Source organism: Rubrimonas sp., from assembly GCF_036788415.1.
GTDB lineage: Bacteria > Pseudomonadota > Alphaproteobacteria > Rhodobacterales > Rhodobacteraceae > Rubrimonas.
Map to the genome: position 1 here is coordinate 26753 of NZ_DAIQNN010000020.1, position 18081 is coordinate 44833.

The following is an 18081-nucleotide window of genomic DNA, read 5'->3' on the forward strand; positions in this document are numbered from 1 at the left end:
GCGCTAACCCGCCTTTCCGGCTCGTCTTTTGGTCTAGCTGGCCCCGCGCCGGCAAACCACGGAAACTCTTCGTGGTTCAGCGCTCCGCCGAGTCGGAGTGCGCGCCCCGTGTCAGGAGCCCGCTCCGGGAGCCGCCAGGATGGCCGTCCCGCCTCGCCGCGACCGCAGCGCCGCCCGCAAGGGACCTCGCGGCGCTTGCGGAGATCGCCGCAGCCAGCAGCCGAAAGTCGAGACCGTGCAATGAAACGTCGCGAATTCCTCAAGATCACCACAGCGATCGGCGCGACCGCCGTCGTCCCCGGCCTGCTCGCGGGCTGCTCCGACCGTCCGCTTCCGGGCGAAGGCGAGGTGAGCGCGGCGCCGTTCACCTGCAACATGTGCTTCTGGGCCTGCGCCGGCATGGGATACACGGAAAACGGAAAGCCGTGGAAGCTCGTCGGCAACGACGACGACACCCACTGTCGCGGCAGGCTGTGCGTTCGCGGAACGGGCGGCATCGCCTCCTACACCGACCCCGACCGCCTCAAGACGCCGCTCCTGCGCGTCGAGGAGAACGGCGTCCAGAGCTTCAAGCCGGTGTCCTGGGACGAGGCGCTTCAGTTCATCGCCGACCGGATGGCGGCGATCAAGGAGAAGCACGGCGGCGACCGGATCGCCTACATGAAGCACGGCTCGGGCGGCGACATCTTCAGGCCGCTGCTGCACGCTTACGGCTCGCACGCCGAGGCGCACCCCTCGCATGCGCAGTGCCGCGGCCCGCGCGAAGTCGGCTGGGTGCTGACTTACGGCGCCAATCTCGGCTCGCCCGAGCCGACCGACATGGAGAACTCGAAGTGCATCGTGCTGATCGGCTCGCATCTCGGCGAGAACATGCACAACGCGCAGGTGCAGGACTGGATCCACGCGCTTGAGAACGGCTGCAAGCTGATCGTCGTCGATCCGCGCTTCTCGGTCGCCGCCGGCAAGGCGGACCACTGGCTGCCGATCAAGCCGGGGACCGACATCGCGCTGATGCTGGCCTGGATGCACGTGCTGATCTTCGAGCGGCGCTACAATGTCGAGTTCGTCGCGCAGAACTGCGAGGGCTTCGAGGCGCTCGCCAATCACGTCAAGGACTTCAACCCCGAATGGGCCTTCCTCGAGACCGGCATCCGGCCCGAGGTGATCCGCGCCACCGCCCGCCAGATGGGGGCCGCGGCGCCGGCGACGATGATCCATCCCGGTCGGCACGTCACCTGGTACGGCGACGACGTGCAGCGCACCCGCTGCATCGCCATCCTCAACGCCCTGCTCGGCTCCTGGGGCGCGGAAGGCGGCTTCTTCCAGGCCGAGAACGTCAAGATGCCGTCCTTCCCGATCCCCGAAATCCCCAAGCCCGAACAGGATTGGCGCCAGATCGTGCAGGCCGAATTCCCGCTCGCCGGCGGGGGGCTGACCAACAAGATCATCGAGCATTCGGTCGGGCCGGACGCGCATTTCAAGGGCTGGTTCATCTACGCGACCAACCTGCCGATGACGATCCCCGGCGCGCGCGAGCAGCTGCGGCATGCGGCGGAGTCGCTCGACCTGATCGTGGTGATCGACACGCTGCCGGTCGAAATGACCGAACTGGCCGACGTCGTGCTCCCCGAATGCACCTATCTCGAACGCTACGAGCCGCTGCGCAACCAGCCCGAGCGCATCCCGACGCTGGCCGTCAACGTGCCGGTCTACGAGCCGCTCTATGACAGCAAGCCGTCCTGGTGGATGGCCAAGCAGCTCGCAGAGAAGATGGGGCTGGGCGAGTACTATCCGTTCGAGGACTTCTCGGAGGTGATCGACTGGCAGCTCCAGCAGGTCGGATCGTCGCTCGAGGAGATGAAGCGCATCGGCGTCAAGCGCTTCGAGCGCCAGACGCCGAAATACGCGGCGGCGGGCGAACGCAGCTTCGGCACGCCGAGCGGCAAGATCGAGCTGAGCTCCTCGTTGCTGGCGCAGTTCGGCCATGATCCGCTGCCGAAATACGTCAAGCACGCGCAGCCGCCCGAGGGTTTCTTCTGGTTGAACTACGGGCGAACGGCGCAGCACACCTTCGGCCGGTCGATCAACAACCCGCTCCTGTTCGAGCTGATGCCGGAGAACGCAGTCTGGGTGAACCCGATCGTCGCGCGCGAGAAGGGTCTGAAATCGGGCGACTACGTGCTGTTGCGCAATCCCGACGGAATCGTGAGCAACCGCGTGCGCGTGCGCGTCACCGAACGCATCCGGCCTGACAGCGTCTACATCGTCCACGGCTTCGGCCACAACGCGAAAGGGCTGACGCTGGCGCACCAGCGCGGCGCCGACGACAGCATGCTGCAGACCAACGTGCCGATCGACCCGATCATGGGCGCCACGGCCATGCGTCTGAACTACGTCACGATCATCGCCGAGGAGGCCGCAGCATGACCCGCTATGTGATGGTCATCGACACCCGCACCTGCATCGGCTGCGGGGACTGCGTGGTCGCCTGCAAGACCGAGAACCACATCCCCGAGGGCCTCAACCGCGACTGGGTGGTCGAGGCGACCAAGGGCACCTATCCGGACCTCACCACCGAGTTCCGGTCGGAGCGCTGCAACCACTGCTCCAACCCGACCTGCGTCTACGCCTGTCCGACTGGCGCGAGCCATCTGTGGGGCGACACCAACATCGTTCTGGTGGACGCCAACAAGTGCACCGGCTGCAAGGCCTGCATCGCCGCCTGCCCCTACGACGCGCGGCTGGTGATGCGGGCCGAGGGCTACATCGACAAGTGCACCTTCTGCCATCACCGCGTGGAGGTCGGGCAGGACCCGGCCTGCGTCTCGGCCTGCCCGACGCACTGCATGCATTTCGGCGTTCTGGACGATCCGAACTCCGAAGTCAGCCGGCTGCTGGCGACCCGTCCGCACAAGGCGTTGCTGGAGGAATCCGGCAATCAGCCCAACGTCTTCTACCTCACCTGACGGCCGAGCCGGGGACCAAAGATCATGCTTGAAGAAATCCTCATCACGCCCCACGCGAACCATTACGTCACGCCCGAGATGCACATCTGGGACTGGCGGGTCGCGTTCTACCTGTTCGCGGGCGGCCTGACGGCGGGCATTCTCGTCTTCGCCTCGAGCGTCATCCTGATGAAGCGCGAGAACGAGTTCCGCTTCGCCTCGCAACTGCTGCCCATCGCGGCGCCGGTGATCCTGGCGCTGGGCCTGACGACCCTGTTCCTCGACCTGTCGCACAAGCTCTACGTCTGGAACTTCTACCTCGCCTTCGTGCCGACCTCGCCGATGTCCTGGGGCACATGGTGCCTGCTGCTGGTGTTCCCGCTGGCGATCCTGCTGCCGCTGGCCACCTTGCGGCAGGGCTACCCCTGGGCGAGCGCCTATATCGACCGCTACGAGTGGGGCGCGACGGCGCTCGACTGGATCTCCGACAACCGCCGCATGATCGCCGGCGCCTCGCTGATCCTCGGGGCCTTCCTCGGGCTCTACACCGGCGTGCTGCTCTCGGCCTTCGGGGCGCGGCCCTTCTGGAACTCGGGCGTGCTCGCGCCGCTGTTCCTCGCCTCGGGTCTGTCGGGGGCGGCGGCGCTGGTCGCGCTCTTCGCCAAGTCCGAGCATGAGCGGCATGTGTTCACGCAGGTCGATGTGGGGCTGCTGATCGTCGAGGCCGCGCTGATCGTGCTGCTGGTCGTCAATCTCGTCACCGCGAGCGCCGCGCATATCGAGGCGTCGGGGCTGATCCTCGGGGGCGAGTTCACCGTGCCGTTCTGGCTGATCTTCTTCCTGCCCGGCGTGGTCATCCCGATCGCGATCGAACTGGCCGAACTGTTCGGCAAGCGGCGGGCGTGGATGGCCATCGCCCCGGTGCTGGTGCTGTTCGGCGGCTACATGCTGCGCAGCCTGATGACCGAACTCGGGCAGGCGTCGAGCTTCCACAGCTACGAGAGCGCCTTCGACCCGGCGCTGCTCGACCTGCTGATCCGCTGACGCGGCGCCGATGAGCCGCTGATGCGACGAGATGTCCGAAGGGCGCGCGCAACACGCGCCCTTCGTTGTGCGAAACTACCTTGCGCCGATGCAAAATCACCGACGAGAGGGTGACCTGAATGAACAAGATCGCAGTGATGACGATGGCCGGAGCCGGCGTCGTGTTCGTCGCCGGGGCCGCGATGCTCTACTCCGCGATCACCGCCGAGCAGGGCGTGACCGCGGACCGCCTCGCCGCGCTGTCGCGCGAAGTCGCGCAGGGCGGCGACCAGATCACCGCGCCCGAGCTGTCGCGCCGCGTCATCGAGGCCCGCAACGACTTCACGCTGGTCGACGTGCGCGCCGAGAAGGACTACGCCGCCGAGCACATCCCCGGGGCGCGCAACCTGTCGGCGGGCCAGGTGCTGAGCGAGCGCATGGTGGACACGCTGCGCACGGGCAAGCCGGTGATCCTCTACGACGACGGGCGCAGCGCGCAGGCGGCGCAGGCGGCGATGCTGCTCCGCGCCGTGGGCGTCGAGGCCAAGGCGCTGCGCGGCGGCATGGACAGCTGGCTGCGCTACACGCTCGACCCGAACTCCGATCTGGAGGAGGCGGCGGGGATCCCCATGGCCGAGCGGGTGGCCGTGGCCTGCTATTTCCAGGGCGACTACCTGCCGGAATCGGGGATGCCGGTGAAGGCGGTGGTCGCGGCCTACGCGCCGGGGCTGGTCGCGCCGATCGACACGCCGACGCTCGGTCGCCCCGCGCCGGGGCTCGGCGCGGCGGCGGCGGCGAAGCCCGCTGCGCCTGCGGCGGGCGGCGGAGCGTTCAGCGCCGGGCAGGGCTGCTGAGCGGCGGATGCGGCACATCTCTTGGTCCGTGCGACCAGTACGGACCGCGCCCTCCGGTCCGGGGCTCCGCCCGTTCGCCGCTGAAATCTCTCCGCAGGAGAGATTTCCGGGCGCGGCTCACCCCCCAGGGAGGGCGCATTGCAACGGCGCAAGTAGCTGATCGGCACAAGTATCTTGCGCCATAAATCGCTTAGCGCAGTCGGAGCGCAGCGCCCACCCGAGGGAGGGCGCGGTCCCCAGCGCTTATGTCGACCCGGGTTGGGCCGGCTCGCATCGCTGGCGCTCCTCGTCGCCTCCCTGTTTCTCGCCCCCCCCGCCTCGGCGGAGTGCGTGGACTGCCATCGCGCGCATCTTCCCACCGCCGCCGACCCGCACGGCTTCATCGGCGACGACTGCGCCTCCTGCCACCGCGGCGACGACCGCGCCGCCGACGAGGAGGCCGCCCATGCCGGCGTGGTCGCGCGGCCCGGCCACATGGCCGACGCCGCGGAGACCTGCGGCGCCTGCCATCTCGACCATGTCGAGAACGTGGCCGGCGGGTTGATGCACACCGGGCGCGGCATGGTCAGCGTCACGCGCTTCACCTTCGGGGAGAGCCCGCACTCCGATCTGCCTGCTGATCTGGCGGATCTCGGCGACAGTCCCGCCGACAGCTATCTGCGCAAGATGTGCGCGAGTTGCCATCTGGGGCAGGAACTGCATTCGATCGGAAGCCATGACCCGATCGGCAATCGCGGCGGCGGCTGCCTCGCCTGCCATCTGCCGCCCAAACCCGACGCGCGGACGCAGAACGCGACGCACCCGGCTCTGACCGCGCAGGTGTCGGACGCGAACTGCGTCGGCTGCCATTCGCGCTCGGGCCGCATCTCGCTCAACTATGCGGGGATGGCGGAAGTGGACGACGACGCGCTGCGCCGGGCGGAGCGGGGCAATCTGGGGCGGCTTCCGGACGGGCGGCTGGTCGAGGTGCTCCATGCCGACCTCCACCATCAGGCGGGGATGGGCTGCGTCGACTGCCATACCATTCGCGACGTGATGGGGCCGACGCATGGCCACGCGCACGCCTCGGAAGCCGTGGACATCCAGTGCGCGGATTGTCACGACAACCGCAACCCGCGCGCGCGGCTCGAGGACTTCCCCGCCGACATGGCGGGCCGCGCCGCCCGCATTCCCTTTGCGACCGACGGCGGGACCGAGTTCCTGACGACCGGGCGCAAGGGCACGCCGCTGTGGCATGTGGAGCTTGCGCCGGGAGGTCCGGTGCTGCACCGCAAGACCGCCGGCGGATCGACGCCGATCCCGCAGCTCTCGCCCGAGAACCACCCGGCGAACGGGGCGCATGACCGGCTGTCCTGCGCCGCCTGTCACACCGAGTGGATCCCGCAATGCTATGGCTGCCACGTCGAATACGACCCCGAGGGGGCGTCCTTCGACCATGTCGAGCGGCGAGTGACGCTCGGAAACTGGCTCGAGACGCGCTGGCTGGTCCGCAACGAGCGTCCTCCGCTCGGCGTGGGGCCGGACGGGCTGATCCGGCCCTTCCTGCCGGGCATGGTGCGCACCATCGACCATCCCGACTGGGACGAGGCGCAATTCCGTCGTCTGTTCGGCCCGCTCTCTCCGCACACGACCAATGCGGGGATCGGCTGCGCCGACTGCCACCGCTCGTCGCGGATGCTGGGCTTGGGCGAGGGGATGCTCGAGCGCGAGGGCGGGGAGTGGACGTTCTTCCCCGCCCTGCCGATCCTGCGCGACGGGATGGCGGCGGACGCGATGACGACGCTGGACGGACGCGCCGCCGAGACAACGCGCGCCGGGGCGCGGCCCTTCGCGCCGGACGAGCTGAGACGGATCCTCGACGCCGATCTCGACGCGCCTTGACCGGCGTCAATCCCGGCCCCGAACGACCTGCGACCAAGGGCCTGTTGAAATTCCCGACTGCATCGCTCAATTATTTTCGTGGTCGGAGAAGGACGCGCGAGATGATTGCGGCGGCGGGCAGAGCAACGATCACGGAATGCGGCGCGCTGGCGCTGGCGCCGCGCGAGGCCATCGCGCCGCGCGCGATGCGCCCGGCGGATGCGGCGCTGCTGGAAGTTCTGCGCGACCTCGCGCGCGCAGCCCAGCTCAGCGCGCCGATGGATCTCGACGTCGGTTGCGCCCTGATCGCGGCCCGGCCCGAAGACAGTCTGCGCGCCCATGGCGCGGCGCTGCTGCGCGCGGTGGACGCCTCCGCGCTGCGGTCCGTGACCTTTCACCGCCGCGCCGGCGGGACGCTCGCCTTCGGCGAGGCGTGGCTGCTCGCCCTCGTCACGGCGCTGCGCGACGGCGACGCCGACAGCGCGGTGTTTCTCGCGACCCGCATGATCCGGCGCGAGCGTCGGCGCGTCGTGCTCTGGCTCGCAGAGCGATTCGCGACCGCTTTGCGCGAAATCGCGCCCTCCGGGAGCTGACGACTGCGCAAATGCGCTGGCGCCCCTGCGACAAAGTGTTAAGTCTGGCCTGACCGAGCAAGCCAGCCTCCAGCCAGCTCGCAAATCCCTCGCGAACCGAAAGGAGACGTCCATGTCCAGCATCGCAACCAGCCTCGCCCCCGACGCCAACGCCGAAATCGTCGACGGTCTCGCCCAGGCGGTCGCCGACCTCTCGGTCGAGACGCTCAAGGCGCAAAACTACCATTGGAACGTGACCGGCATGGCGTTCGGCCCGCTGCACGAGCTGTTCCAGAAGATCTACGAGGACCATTTCGAAGGGCAGGACGAGCTGGCCGAGCGGATCAAGATGCTCGGCGCCCATGCCGAGGGCACCTATAGCGGGTTCCTCAAGCGCGCGCGTATCAGGGAATGCGACGGGCGGATCGACGCCCAGACCATGATCGCCAACCTCAAGGCCGATCAGGAGGCGCTGTCGGGACAGCTGACGGCGCTCGCCGAACTCGCCGACAAGCATGGCGATCTCGTCACCAACGACCTCGCCGTCGAGCGCGCGAGCGTGCACGACAAGTTCGCCTGGCTGCTCGGCGCGCATCTGGAGGGCTGAGGCGCGCGCCTCACTCCGCCGCGGGTTGCGGGGCCTGGGCGAGTTCGTCGAGCAGGCAGGGTTTGCCCTTCTTCGCGCATTTGCGGCGATAGGCGATTTCCCAGCCGGCGAACCTGCCGCCCAGCCTGCGCTGCTGGTCGATCAGCATGACGATGAAGGCGCGGCGCTCCTCCGCGCCATCGAGCCGTTTGACGAGCTCCTTCTGGGCCTTCGTCATCCCGCAGCCGATGCAGTGGCCCCGCAGCTTGTGCTTGCACACGTCGATGCAGGGCGAGGGCGGTCTGAGCATTCGGCGTCTCTCCTCTGGCGCGCGGGCCCGGCGCCCGCGTCGAGCTGGATCGGGTCTTCGGTCAATGGAGCCAACCGCCGGAACTGCGGCGGCGCGGAGCCGCGCGCAGGGCGCGGCCGAGGCGGTGGGCGCAGCCCAGCGCGGCGGGTCGCGCTTCGGGCCGGATCAGCGGCGCCAGCGCGACGGAGGCCGCGTTGAAATCGCCCCGGACTGCGGCCGAGACGGCGTCGGCGAGCAGAGCCTCGTCGCGTCCGAGACAGCCGCAGTCCGGCCCATGCCGCCAGATCGGGCCGCGCGCGCCCTCGGCGAGCACGCCGAGGAATTCCTCCAGCGCGCGCAGCGCGCGGCGCGCCGGCGCCGCGCCGAACTCGCCCGACAGCGCGCTCCACGCCTCGGCCTGTTGCTGCGGGCCGAGCAGCCACAGCCGCAGCGTGCGCACCAGCAGCCGGTCGGCGGGTCCGCGCGCGTCCAGCCGCCCGACCGGCGCAGCCCCTGCGGCGACCGGCTCGATGAACCCGTTCGGGTCGAACTGCGCGCTCATTTGGTCAGCAGCAGCTTGTTCTGCCGCGTCAGGTGCAGCGTGTAGACTTCGCCGTCATGTTCGATCAGAAGCCGCCGCGCGCCCTTGAGCAGGGCTGCGCTGTCGATCCGCGGCGTCGCCTCGGGCGCCGGCGCCTTGGACTCGGCGCTCCGGACGTCGCGCTCCTGCGCGCGCATCACCGCGCCCATCCGGCGGCCTCCCGGTCGCGCAGCCATTCGGCGAGATTGACGAACTCGTCCACCACGCTGTCGGCGTCGAAAACGGGAATGGGGGTCGCTGCGTCGTCGTCTCGCATCTCGATCGGTCGTTCCCGGTCAGCCATCTCGCGCGCCATCTCGCATCCTCCTCGACTGGCGATGGTCCGGCTCGCGCGGCGCTGGGACCGGCTGGCTGAAACGCCGAAGCGACGCCCGCTTCGACATTGGTATCTGAGCAAATCAGTCGGACTTTGTAAACCCGAGTTTCGCGCTAGGTTATAGGACGCGACAGGCGGACGCAGGCTGCGCCGCCGTCAGTCGAACACACAAGCGTCGGCGCCTGTGGCGCGCAGCGTCGCCGCGCCGTCGGCGATGGCGCGGGCGCGGCGTTGGAGGGCCGGGCTCAGCGCGTTGGGGTCGCGGCTGCGCGGGGCGGGGAGGAGGGTCGCGAGGCGCGCGCTTTCGGCGGCGGTCAGCGCGCTCGCGGGCTTGCCGAACCAGCGCTGGGCGGCGGCTTCGGCGCCGAACACGCCGGGGCCGAACTCGGCGATGTTGAGATAGACTTCCAGAATGCGCCTCTTGCTCCAGAGCAGCTCGATCAGCGCGGTGAAGCCGGCCTCCAGCGCCTTGCGGCTCCAGCTGCGCTCCGGCCAGAGGAAGGCGTTCTTGGCGGTCTGCTGCGATATCGTCGAGCCGCCGCGCAGCGCGCCGCCCTCCATCCGCGACCGCCATGCGGCCTCGATGGCCGCGCGGTCGAAGCCGTTGTGCTGGCAGAACCGCGCATCCTCGGCGGCGACGACGGCGCGGGCGAGATGCGGGGAGATCTCGGCCAGCGGACGCCAGTTGCGGGAGACCGATCCGAGCCGCGCCCGCTCGATCTCGATCAGCGCCGTCGTCGGCGGCGGGACCGCCGCGTAGAGCCCGACCCAGAGGACGCACAGCCCAACGGCGCCCAGCGCCAGCCGGAGCCCCAGACGCGCCGCAGCGCGCAAGCGCCGTCGCGCGGCGCGGAGGGACGCTCGCTTCGCCGCCAAATCCCGCAAACTCCCGAACGGTGGTGCCTCGGGGGGGACTCGAACCCCCATGCCTTTCGGCGCCCGATTTTGAGTCGGGTGCGTCTACCATTCCGCCACCAAGGCCCGCCGCGGTCAGCTATAGCCCTTCGCCCCCGGCGCGCTCAAGCGGCAACGCTGTCTTTACGCCGCGGGCGCACTGTGCCGGGGCGGACCGAACCTCCGCCAGCCCGCCCGACCGCCGCGCCAGCAGGGCCGCGCCGACGGCCCGCATCCTTGCGAAAGGCGCGCCCATGCTCCGCTTTCTCCCGATCCTCGCCCTGTCGGCGCTTGCGGCCTGCGCCGCGCCGCGCGTCTCGGCCCCTCCTTCGTCGCTCCCGATCGTCGTCGCCGAAGCACCCACGCTCTCGCCCTTCGAGGCGGCGCTGCGCGAGATCGGCGCCGAGTTCCGCCCGCCCGCGCGCGGCAAGGCGGTGCTGGTCAACATCCCCGCCTTCGAGCTGATCGCCTTCGAGGACGGCGAGCCGGTGATGACCAGCCGCGTCATCGTGGGGACGCCGCGCACCCAAACCCCGGTGCTCGACACAGCCGTCTCCGCCGTGCGGTTCCGCCCGACCTGGCGGCCCACCCCGAGCATGATCGCCAGCGGCGAATACGAGGACCGCGTCTGGCCCGCAGGGCCGCGCAATCCGCTCGGCCTCGCGGCGATCCGGCTCGAGCCGGGGCTGCTGGTCTATCTGCACGACACCAACCGCCCGGCCCTGTTCGAGCGCGACGCGCGCGCGCTGTCGCATGGCTGCGTGCGCACCGAAAAATGGGACGCGCTGGCGGCGTGGATACTCGACATTTCGGTGGAGGAGGTGCTGGCGCACGCCAACGGTCGGCGCAGCTTCGACATGGCGCCGCCGACGCCGGTCCCGGTGTTCCTGCGCTATCACACCGAGTTCCCCGACGCCGACGGCGCGATACGGCGTCATCGCGACATCTACCGCCGCGACGCGTCGCTCGTGGCGTCGAGCGGAGAGGTCTGCCCGATGGGCTGACTTCGCCGCTCGCCCCGCCGCCGGCGGCGCGGCGCGGCTTGCGCGCGCGTCAGCGGCGCGGGCCGGCGCCGCGGAGCACCCGCGCGGGCGGCAGGACGAGATGGGCGCGCAGGCCGGCGCCGGGGGCGGTGTCGATCTCGAGCGCGCCGCCATGCGCGGCCATGATCTCGGCGACGATCGGCAGGCCGAGCCCGCCGGCGGCGCCTGCTCCGGTCCCGCCGCCGCCGCGGCCGTAGGGGCGCAGCGCCTCGGCGAGCTGGTCGGGGGCGAGGCCCGGACCGTCGTCGGCCACGGTGATGCGGGCGCCGACGTCGCGCCCCATGTCGCGCACCGAGAGCCGCACCTCGCCGGTCGCAGCCGCGTGCCGCAGCGCGTTGTCGAGGAGATTTCCGAGCGCGCGGGCCAGCGCGTCGGGGTCCGCGAGCGCTGTCAGCCCGGTCCGACCCGCCGGCGCGATCCGCGCGCCGACCGCGCGCGCGGCGGGCGCGGCGAGGCGGACGGCCTCGGCGGCGAGGGCGTCGAGATCGGTGGGGGCGACCGTCAGGCCGGCGCCGTCGGCGCCGAGGGCCACGAGATCGTCGGCGAGCCGCCGCATCCGCTCCGCCGCCGTCGCCAGATCGTCGAGATAGGCGCGCGCCCGCTCCGGCGGAAGCTCGTCGATCGCCTCGCGCAGGAACTCGGCGAAGCCGAGCACGGCGGTCAGGGGCGAGCGGAACTCGTGCGCGAGTCGCGCCAGCGCCGAGGCCTCGATCAGCGTCTCGCGGCGGCGCTGCGGGCGCTCGGGCCGAGGCGGCGGCGCGTCGGGCTCGAAGGCGACGCGCTCGCCGATGCGCCCATCCGGCAGGGCGACCGCGCTCCGCGCGATCCGCCCCGACACGATCCCCGCCGCGCAGGGCAGATGCGCCGTCTCTCCGCGCGCGGCCTCCAGCGCGGCGTCGAGCGCCGCCGCGACCTCCGGGGCGAGCGCCGCCGGATCGCGCGCGCCGAGCAGCGCCAGTCCGCGCGCATTGGCCCAGAGCAGACGCCGCCGCGCGGGGTCGCGCAGGAAAAGCGCCGCAGAGGGCGCCGGGGGCGGCGCAGGGGGCGGGGCCGGTTCGGGCGCCGGCGCGCGCAGGGCCGCGAGGTCGAGGGGCGCGCCGTCCGCGCTCACCGCGTCAGCCGCCGCGCCGCGCGCCGCTCGCCGGGCCCTGCCCGGACGGCCGGCCCCGCCGCGCCTGCGCCGCCGCCGCGCGCAGCTCTTCGGCGATTTCCTCGGCTTCCTCCGGGGTGAAATCCATCGGGATCTCCGCCCCGTCCTGCTCGACGTAAATCCGCACCATGCCGAGCGTGGTGGGGCCTATCTGCAGGCTCGCGCCCGCGTCGCTTTCGCTGTTGATGCTCATGGGCCTGCTCCCGCCTCTGACGCAGTATCGCGCGGGCGGCGCGGCGCTTTCAAGCGCAGGCTGCGCGCGATCAGCGCGCCCTCGGGTGAAAGGCCGCATGGATGTCGACCAGCCGCGCCGCGTCGACCCCCGCGTAGATCTGCGTCGTGCTGAGCGAGGCGTGGCCGAGCAGTTCCTGAATGGCGCGCAGATCGCCCCCCGCCGCGAGCAGATGCGTCGCGAAGGCGTGGCGCAGCGCGTGCGGCGTGGCGCTCGCCGGCAGGCCGAGCGCCGCGCGCGCCCGCGCCATGGCGAGCTGCGCCGGGCGCGGCCCCATCGGCCCGCCGCGCGCGCCCAGAAACAGCGCGTCCTCGCCGCTCGTCGCGAAGGGAAGAAGGCGGCGATAGGCCTCCACCGCGTCGCGCGCCGCCGGCAGGACCGGAACGAGGCGTTGGCGCCCGCCCTTGCCGGCGACCGTCAGCGCGTCGCGCAGCGGCGCGTCCCTGGCGCGCAGCGCCAGCGCCTCGGAAATTCGCAGGCCCGAGCCCCAGAGCAGCGTCAGCAGCGCCGCGTCGCGCGCGCCGATCCACGGGGCCGTCGCCGCCGCATCGACTTCGGCGATGAGCGCGCGGGCGGCCTCGGGCGCGACCGGGCGGGGCAGGCGGCGGGCGACCCGCGGCCCCCGCATCGCGCCAAGCGCGGCGCAGTCCGCGCCCTCCGCCTCCGCCAGCCAGTCGTGAAACCCCCGCACCGCCGAGAGCGCCCGCGACAGCGACCGCCCCGACAGCCCGCGCGCCCGCTCCGCCGCCATCCACGCCCGCAGATCGGCGGGGCCCAGCGCCGCGAGGTCGCCCGCCGCGACCGGCCCGCCGAGATGGCCCGCGAGAAACCCCAGATACCTGGCCACGTCGCGCCGATAGGCGTCGATCGTGCGCGGGCGCGCGCGCCCCTGCGCCACAAGCGCGCCCAGCCAGCGCCCCAGCAGAGCCTCCGCCGCAAGTCCCGCCTCCAGCCTGGGGGCGGCGGCGCGCATCGCTCAGGCGCTCCAGCGCCGCAACAGCCGCGCCGCCACCGCGCCGAGGAATTGCGCGAGATCGGCCCCGTGCTCGGGCGAGAAGCGCCGCGGATCGGCGGAGGCGAAGGCGAGCAGCGCGCGCGGCTGCTCGGCGTCGTCCAGCGCGATCAGGGCTTCCGAGGCCGCCGCGCCGGCTTCCTCGCCATAGATCAGCTCGGCTTCGGGCGGCGCCGGGCGCAGCCAGACCCCGCCGCGCCCCGGCGCGACGCCAAGCGCGAGATAGGCGGCGATCCCGCCATGCGGCAGGGCGACCAGCCCGGGCGCGTCCTCCGCCGGGGGCGGACCGTCCTCGGTCGCCGGCTCCAGACAGAGCCGCGCCGCGTCGAGCCCGAGAATGGTCGGCGCCTCCTCGAGCAGCGCGCGCAGAAAGCCCGCGCGGCTGTCCTGCTCCAGCAGCGTCAGCGTCACCCGCTGGACCTGGCCCGCGCCCGACAGCGTCTCGTAGGCGGCGGCGATCACGTCGCGATGGGTGCGCTCCAGCCGCTCCAGCCGCGTCTCCAGCCGTTTGACCAGCGCGCCGCGCAGATCGACCACGTTGCGCCCCGGTCCGCCATCGGCCTCGATCAGCGCCCGCATCACCTCCCGGTCGTCGAGGATCAGCCCAGGCTCGGCGAGGATCAGGGCGCGCAGCGCCGCCGCCGCGGAGCTCGAATCGCGCGCGCCTTCCGCCGCCTCGCCCGAGGCCGGCTCGACGCTCACGCCCCGCCCCCGAGCTTGGAGGCGTCGATCTTCTGGCCGGTCTTGGCCCAGTCGGCGACGAACTGCGCCAGCCCCTTGTCGGTCAGCGGATGGTGGGCGAGGCTGCGCAGCACCGAAGGCGGCACGGTGGCGACGTCCGCGCCGATCTTCGCCGCGTCGCGCACATGGTTCACGCCGCGGATCGAGGCGGCGAGGATCTTGGTCGGGAAACCGTAATTGTCGTAGATCTGGCGGATGTCGGCGATCAGGTCCATGCCGTCGAGGCCGATGTCGTCGAGCCGCCCGACGAAGGGCGAAATGAAGGCCGCGCCCGCCTTCGCCGCCAGCAGCGCCTGCGCCGCCGAGAAGCACAGCGTGACGTTGACCATCCGCCCCTCGTCGGCGAAGGTCCGGCAGGCGCGCAGCCCGTCCCAGGTGAGCGGAACCTTGATGGCGATGTTGGGGGCGATCGCGGCCAGCGCGCGGCCTTCGGCGATCATCGTCTCGGCGTCGGTCGCGGCCACTTCCGCCGAGACCGGGCCGGGCACGAGCGCGCAGATCTCGCGGGTGACCTCGATGATGTCGCGGCCCGATTTCAGGATGAGCGACGGATTGGTCGTCACCCCGTCCACCATGCCCGTCGCGGCGAGATCGCGGATCTCGGCGATGTCGGCGGTGTCCACGAAAAACTGCATCGGTCCCTCTCGCTTCTGCGGCGAGACCGACCATAGCGGCGCGGCGCGGCGCGGGCCAGACGCCAGAGGCCGGTCGTGACCGCCGCGCCGCGCGCTGTTGCGGTGCTGGCGCCCCTGCCGCTCGACCGCGCCTACGACTACGCGCTCCCCGAAGGCTGGCCGCGACCGCCCGACGGCGCGCTGGTGGAGGTCGAGATCGGCGGCGGGCGCGCCATCGGCGCCGTCTGGGGCGAAGGGGAGGGGGCGGCGGCGCATGGCAAGGCGCTCAAGCCGCTCCTGCGCGTTCTCGACGCGCCCCCGCTGGCGCCGCCCTTCCGCGCCTTCCTCGCCCGCGCCGCCGACTACACCCTCACGCCCCTCGGCGCGATGCTGCGGTTGGCCACCCGCGCCCCCGGTCTCGGCGAGGCGGAGGCGCCGCGCGTCGCCCTCGTCGCAGGCCCCGGCGCCCCCGACCGCATGACCCCCGCCCGCGCCCGCGTTCTGGAGGCGCTGTCGGGCTTCGGCGGCGCGCCCGTCGCGCCCGCCGAACTCGCCCGCCTCGCCGGCGTCTCGGCCTCCGTGGTCGCAGGTCTGGAGGCCGCCGGCGCGCTCCTGCGCGTCGAGGCGCCGCGCGCCGCGCCCTTTCCCCGCCTCGATCCCGACTGCCCCGGCCCTGTGCTGTCCGCCGCTCAGGCCGAGGCCGCCGCGGCGCTGCGGGCGGGCGCGGCCTCGGGCGGCTACGGCGCGACGCTGCTGCGCGGCGTCACCGGCTCGGGCAAGACCGAGGTGTATCTGGAGGCCGTGGCCGAGACGCTGCGCCAGGGCCGCCAGGCGCTGGTCCTCCTGCCCGAGATCGCGCTTTCGGCGAGCTTCATCGCACGCCTTTCCGCCCGCTTCGGCGCGCCCCCCGCCGAGTGGCATTCCGGCGTCGCCCCCGCCCGCCGACGCCGCCTCTGGACCGCCGCCGCGACCGGCGAGGCGCAAGTCGTCGTCGGCGCGCGCTCTGCGCTGTTCCTGCCCTTCGCGCGGCTGGGGCTGATCGTCGTCGACGAGGAGCATGACGGCTCCTACAAGCAGGAGGAAGGCGCGCTCTACCATGCGCGCGACATGGCCGTGCTGCGCGCCTCCATCGAGGGCGCGCAGGTGGTGCTCGCCTCCGCCACCCCCTCGCTCGAAAGCTGGGCCAACGCCGAGGCCGGCAAATACGCCCGCCTCGATCTGCCCGCGCGCTACGGCGCCGCCGTGCTGCCCTCCCTGCGCGCCATCGACCTGCGCCGCGACGGCCCCTCCGAGCGCAACCGCTGGATCGCGCCCCCGCTCGCGCGCGCCGTGACCGAGCGGCTGGCGGCGGGCGAGCAGTCGCTGCTCTTTCTCAACCGCCGCGGCTATGCGCCGCTCACCGTCTGCCGCGCCTGCGGCCATTTCCTCGAATGCCCCGACTGCGACGCGCGGCTGGTCGAGCACCGCTACCTCTCGCGGCTGATCTGCCACCAATGCGGCCATGCCGAGCCCGTTCCCCCCGCCTGCCCCAAATGCGGCGCGGCGGACAAGCTCGCCGCAGTCGGACCGGGGGTGGAGCGGCTGGCCGAGGAGGCGCGCGCGCTCTGGCCCGAGGCGCGGCTGGCGGTGCTGTCCTCCGACCACGCGGCCGGCGCCGAGGCCTTGCGGTCCGAAATCGCGCGCATCGCCGCCGGCGAGGCCGACGTGGTCATCGGCACGCAGGTCGTCGCCAAGGGCCACAACTTCCCGCTGCTGACGCTGGTGGGGGTGATCGACGCCGATCTCGGCTTGCAGAACGGCGATCTGCGCGCCGCCGAGCGGACGTTCCAGCTGATCCGGCAAGTGTCGGGCAGGGCGGGGCGGGGCGACCGCCCCGGCGCTGCGCTGATCCAGACGGCGGCGCCCGAGCATCCGGTGATGCAGGCGATCCTCACTGGCGCGGAAGAAGCCTTCCTGCGGCGCGAGGCGGCGGAGCGGCGGGCGGCGGGGTCGCCACCCTACGGGCGGATGGCCGCCGCGATCCTGTCGGGGCGCGACGAGGCGCGGGTCTGGGCGGCGGCGCAGGCGCTGGCGCGCGCCGCCGCGCCCCTCTCGGCGATCGGCGCCCGGCTGTTCGGGCCGGCGCCGGCGCCGATCGCCCGCATCCGGGGGCGGGCGCGGGTGCGGATGCTCGTCAAGGCGGCCAAGGGTGCGGCCCTTCAACCCGCGCTCCGCTCCTGGATCGCCGCCGCGCCGCCGCCCTCCTCGGTGCGGCTGGCCGTCGACGTCGATCCGCAAAGCTTCCTCTGAGGGATTCGCGCGCCCGCTGCGACGATGCGTCTTGACGCCGCGAAACCGGCGAAAACTCCGCAAACGCCCTTTGGATAAAGGCCTCCGGACCCTCTGCCGCGCTGCGGCGCCATTGTTGCGCGGACCGCGACCCTATGCTAGCACCCACGGCGTTCGCTCCGGGCCGCTCGCGCGCCGGACGTCGTCCAGCGCCGGGTCCGCCCCCGGCTCAGCCGAAGGGTCGCTCGTGTCCGACACCACCCCCGTTTCCGGCGTCTCGGGTCGCTATGCGACTGCGCTGTTCGAACTGGCGCAGGAGTCCGGTCAGCTCGAGCTGGTCGAAGGTCACATGGCGCAACTCTCCGCCGCCCTCGCCGCCAGCGCCGATCTGAGCGCCGCCGTCTCCTCGCCGCTCTACGGGCGCGACGAGCAGGCCGCCGCCCTCTCGGCGCTGTGCAAGGCGATGGGGATCGGCGCGCCGACCTCGAACCTGATCGGCCTGATGGCCGCCAAGCGCCGCCTGTTCGCGCTCGGCGACGTGATCAAGGGCTTCGACGCGCTGCTCGCCCGCCATCGCGGGATCGTGCCGGCCGAAGTGCGCAGCGCGCGTCCGCTGACCGCCGCGCAGCGCTCGGCCCTCGAAGCCGCCCTCGCCGAAGCCGCCGGCGCGAAGATCGCGCTCGACGTCTCCGTGGACCCGTCGCTGATAGGCGGGCTCGTGGTGAAGCTCGGCTCCAGAATGATCGACAGCTCGATCCGCTCGAAGCTGTCGCAGTTGCAGACCGCCATGAAAGAGGCAGCTATATGACCATTCAGGCCGCCGAGATCTCTGCGATCCTCAAGGAGCAGATCAGGAATTTCGGGCAGGAGTCCGAAGTCTCCGAAGTCGGCCGCGTGCTCAGCGTCGGCGACGGCATCGCTCGCGTCTACGGGCTCGACAGCGTCCAGGCGGGCGAGATGGTCGAGTTTCCGGGCGGCATCCGCGGCATGGCGCTCAACCTCGAAGCCGACAATGTCGGCGTCGTAATCTTCGGCGACGACCGCTCGATCAAGGAAGGCGACGTCGTCAAGCGCACCAACG

Annotated in this window: 21 protein-coding genes and 1 tRNA gene; 11 read left to right on the plus strand and 11 right to left on the minus strand. The window is 72.1% G+C overall.

Annotated elements, in window-relative coordinates; genetic code table 11:
- Nucleotides 1-240: 240 nt before the first annotated feature.
- From V7Q31_RS07345 to V7Q31_RS07375, 7 genes are all read left to right on the plus strand, one after another.
- Entirely contained in the window at nucleotides 241-2427 is a 2187-nt protein-coding gene (locus V7Q31_RS07345; protein WP_333833044.1) for a molybdopterin-containing oxidoreductase family protein, read from the plus strand.
- The gene (locus tag V7Q31_RS07350) at nucleotides 2424-2966 is read left to right on the plus strand and encodes a 4Fe-4S dicluster domain-containing protein (RefSeq protein WP_333833045.1); all 543 of its coding nucleotides are present in this window, start codon (nucleotides 2424-2426) and stop codon (nucleotides 2964-2966) included. Before V7Q31_RS07345 ends, V7Q31_RS07350 begins: the two co-directional genes overlap by 4 nt.
- 24 nt (nucleotides 2967-2990) lie before the next feature.
- Complete coding sequence (gene nrfD, locus V7Q31_RS07355; protein ID WP_333833046.1) at nucleotides 2991-3989, plus strand: NrfD/PsrC family molybdoenzyme membrane anchor subunit; 999 nt, start codon at nucleotides 2991-2993, stop codon at nucleotides 3987-3989.
- Between the two features lie 119 nt (nucleotides 3990-4108).
- Nucleotides 4109-4822 carry a rhodanese-like domain-containing protein gene (locus V7Q31_RS07360; protein ID WP_333833047.1) on the plus strand — a complete coding sequence of 238 codons (714 nt, stop codon included), beginning with the start codon at nucleotides 4109-4111 and terminating at the stop codon, nucleotides 4820-4822.
- 258 nt (nucleotides 4823-5080) lie between these two features.
- Nucleotides 5081-6703 (plus strand): hypothetical protein, encoded by a 1623-nt coding sequence (locus V7Q31_RS07365; RefSeq protein WP_333833048.1) that lies wholly within the window; start codon nucleotides 5081-5083, stop codon nucleotides 6701-6703.
- Nucleotides 6704-6804: 101 nt separating this feature from the next.
- The gene (locus V7Q31_RS07370) at nucleotides 6805-7275 is read left to right on the plus strand and encodes a hypothetical protein (RefSeq protein ID WP_333833049.1); all 471 of its coding nucleotides are present in this window, start codon (nucleotides 6805-6807) and stop codon (nucleotides 7273-7275) included.
- 112 nt (nucleotides 7276-7387) lie between these two features.
- Complete coding sequence (locus V7Q31_RS07375) at nucleotides 7388-7861, plus strand: Dps family protein (protein WP_333833050.1); 474 nt, start codon at nucleotides 7388-7390, stop codon at nucleotides 7859-7861.
- 10 nt (nucleotides 7862-7871) lie between these two features.
- On the opposite strand, the gene V7Q31_RS07380 is transcribed toward V7Q31_RS07375, so the two are convergent.
- The 6 genes from V7Q31_RS07380 to V7Q31_RS07405 form a co-directional block, all read right to left on the minus strand.
- On the minus strand, nucleotides 7872-8150 hold the full coding sequence (locus V7Q31_RS07380; protein WP_333833051.1) for a DUF1289 domain-containing protein: 279 nt from the start codon (nucleotides 8148-8150) through the stop codon (nucleotides 7872-7874).
- 61 nt (nucleotides 8151-8211) lie between these two features.
- Nucleotides 8212-8691, minus strand: a complete 480-nt coding sequence (locus V7Q31_RS07385) for a hypothetical protein (RefSeq protein WP_333833052.1) — start codon at nucleotides 8689-8691, stop codon at nucleotides 8212-8214.
- Nucleotides 8688-8879: a hemin uptake protein HemP gene (hemP, locus tag V7Q31_RS07390; protein WP_333833053.1), complete on the minus strand. Its 192-nt coding sequence runs from the start codon at nucleotides 8877-8879 to the stop codon at nucleotides 8688-8690. Before hemP ends, V7Q31_RS07385 begins: the two co-directional genes overlap by 4 nt.
- Nucleotides 8867-9013, minus strand: coding sequence for a hypothetical protein (locus V7Q31_RS07395; RefSeq protein WP_333833054.1), 147 nt, complete (start codon nucleotides 9011-9013; stop codon nucleotides 8867-8869). Before V7Q31_RS07395 ends, hemP begins: the two co-directional genes overlap by 13 nt.
- Nucleotides 9014-9202: 189 nt before the next feature.
- Complete coding sequence (gene mtgA, locus V7Q31_RS07400) at nucleotides 9203-9973, minus strand: monofunctional biosynthetic peptidoglycan transglycosylase (RefSeq protein WP_442976386.1); 771 nt, start codon at nucleotides 9971-9973, stop codon at nucleotides 9203-9205.
- Nucleotides 9944-10027: transfer RNA gene (locus V7Q31_RS07405), tRNA-Leu, on the minus strand. The genes mtgA and V7Q31_RS07405 overlap by 30 nt, the downstream gene beginning before the upstream one ends.
- A 167-nt stretch (nucleotides 10028-10194) precedes the next feature.
- Between V7Q31_RS07405 and V7Q31_RS07410 the strand changes: the two genes are divergently transcribed.
- The gene (locus tag V7Q31_RS07410) at nucleotides 10195-10944 is read left to right on the plus strand and encodes a L,D-transpeptidase family protein (RefSeq protein ID WP_333833056.1); all 750 of its coding nucleotides are present in this window, start codon (nucleotides 10195-10197) and stop codon (nucleotides 10942-10944) included.
- Between the two features lie 49 nt (nucleotides 10945-10993).
- On the opposite strand, the gene V7Q31_RS07415 is transcribed toward V7Q31_RS07410, so the two are convergent.
- The 5 genes from V7Q31_RS07415 to fsa form a co-directional block, all read right to left on the minus strand.
- Entirely contained in the window at nucleotides 10994-12094 is a 1101-nt protein-coding gene (locus V7Q31_RS07415; protein WP_333833057.1) for a sensor histidine kinase, read from the minus strand.
- Between the two features lie 4 nt (nucleotides 12095-12098).
- A complete protein-coding gene (locus V7Q31_RS07420; protein ID WP_333833058.1) occupies nucleotides 12099-12326 on the minus strand; it encodes a DUF6324 family protein in 228 nt (75 codons plus the stop codon).
- Between the two features lie 70 nt (nucleotides 12327-12396).
- On the minus strand, nucleotides 12397-13338 hold the full coding sequence (locus V7Q31_RS07425) for a tyrosine recombinase XerC (RefSeq protein ID WP_333833059.1): 942 nt from the start codon (nucleotides 13336-13338) through the stop codon (nucleotides 12397-12399).
- A 3-nt stretch (nucleotides 13339-13341) separates the two neighbouring features.
- The gene (locus tag V7Q31_RS07430; RefSeq protein ID WP_333833060.1) at nucleotides 13342-14079 is read right to left on the minus strand and encodes a DUF484 family protein; all 738 of its coding nucleotides are present in this window, start codon (nucleotides 14077-14079) and stop codon (nucleotides 13342-13344) included.
- On the minus strand, nucleotides 14076-14753 hold the full coding sequence (fsa, locus tag V7Q31_RS07435) for a fructose-6-phosphate aldolase (protein WP_333833061.1): 678 nt from the start codon (nucleotides 14751-14753) through the stop codon (nucleotides 14076-14078). The genes V7Q31_RS07430 and fsa overlap by 4 nt, the downstream gene beginning before the upstream one ends.
- A gap of 75 nt (nucleotides 14754-14828) precedes the next feature.
- Between fsa and V7Q31_RS07440 the strand changes: the two genes are divergently transcribed.
- The 3 genes from V7Q31_RS07440 to V7Q31_RS07450 form a co-directional block, all read left to right on the plus strand.
- Nucleotides 14829-17021, plus strand: coding sequence for a primosomal protein N' (locus V7Q31_RS07440; protein ID WP_333833062.1), 2193 nt, complete (start codon nucleotides 14829-14831; stop codon nucleotides 17019-17021).
- Nucleotides 17022-17247: 226 nt separating this feature from the next.
- The gene (locus V7Q31_RS07445) at nucleotides 17248-17808 is read left to right on the plus strand and encodes a F0F1 ATP synthase subunit delta (protein ID WP_333833063.1); all 561 of its coding nucleotides are present in this window, start codon (nucleotides 17248-17250) and stop codon (nucleotides 17806-17808) included.
- Nucleotides 17805-18081: HAS-barrel domain-containing protein (locus V7Q31_RS07450; RefSeq protein WP_333833064.1), on the plus strand; the 277-nt coding region annotated here is incomplete at its 3' end. The genes V7Q31_RS07445 and V7Q31_RS07450, both read left to right, overlap by 4 nt.

Coding starts and splice junctions, on each gene's coding strand:
- V7Q31_RS07410 (WP_333833056.1), top strand. CDS start 10,195: ATGCTCCGCTTTCTCCCGATCCTCGCCCTGTCGGCGCTTGCGGCCTGC.
- fsa (WP_333833061.1), bottom strand. CDS start 14,753: ATGCAGTTTTTCGTGGACACCGCCGACATCGCCGAGATCCGCGATCTC.
- V7Q31_RS07350 (WP_333833045.1), top strand. CDS start 2,424: ATGACCCGCTATGTGATGGTCATCGACACCCGCACCTGCATCGGCTGC.
- mtgA (WP_442976386.1), bottom strand. CDS start 9,973: ATGGGGGTTCGAGTCCCCCCCGAGGCACCACCGTTCGGGAGTTTGCGG.
- V7Q31_RS07345 (WP_333833044.1), top strand. CDS start 241: ATGAAACGTCGCGAATTCCTCAAGATCACCACAGCGATCGGCGCGACC.
- hemP (WP_333833053.1), bottom strand. CDS start 8,879: ATGGGCGCGGTGATGCGCGCGCAGGAGCGCGACGTCCGGAGCGCCGAG.
- V7Q31_RS07385 (WP_333833052.1), bottom strand. CDS start 8,691: ATGAGCGCGCAGTTCGACCCGAACGGGTTCATCGAGCCGGTCGCCGCA.
- nrfD (WP_333833046.1), top strand. CDS start 2,991: ATGCTTGAAGAAATCCTCATCACGCCCCACGCGAACCATTACGTCACG.
- V7Q31_RS07380 (WP_333833051.1), bottom strand. CDS start 8,150: ATGCTCAGACCGCCCTCGCCCTGCATCGACGTGTGCAAGCACAAGCTG.
- V7Q31_RS07375 (WP_333833050.1), top strand. CDS start 7,388: ATGTCCAGCATCGCAACCAGCCTCGCCCCCGACGCCAACGCCGAAATC.
- V7Q31_RS07395 (WP_333833054.1), bottom strand. CDS start 9,013: ATGGCTGACCGGGAACGACCGATCGAGATGCGAGACGACGACGCAGCG.
- V7Q31_RS07360 (WP_333833047.1), top strand. CDS start 4,109: ATGAACAAGATCGCAGTGATGACGATGGCCGGAGCCGGCGTCGTGTTC.
- V7Q31_RS07425 (WP_333833059.1), bottom strand. CDS start 13,338: ATGCGCGCCGCCGCCCCCAGGCTGGAGGCGGGACTTGCGGCGGAGGCT.
- V7Q31_RS07370 (WP_333833049.1), top strand. CDS start 6,805: ATGATTGCGGCGGCGGGCAGAGCAACGATCACGGAATGCGGCGCGCTG.
- V7Q31_RS07420 (WP_333833058.1), bottom strand. CDS start 12,326: ATGAGCATCAACAGCGAAAGCGACGCGGGCGCGAGCCTGCAGATAGGC.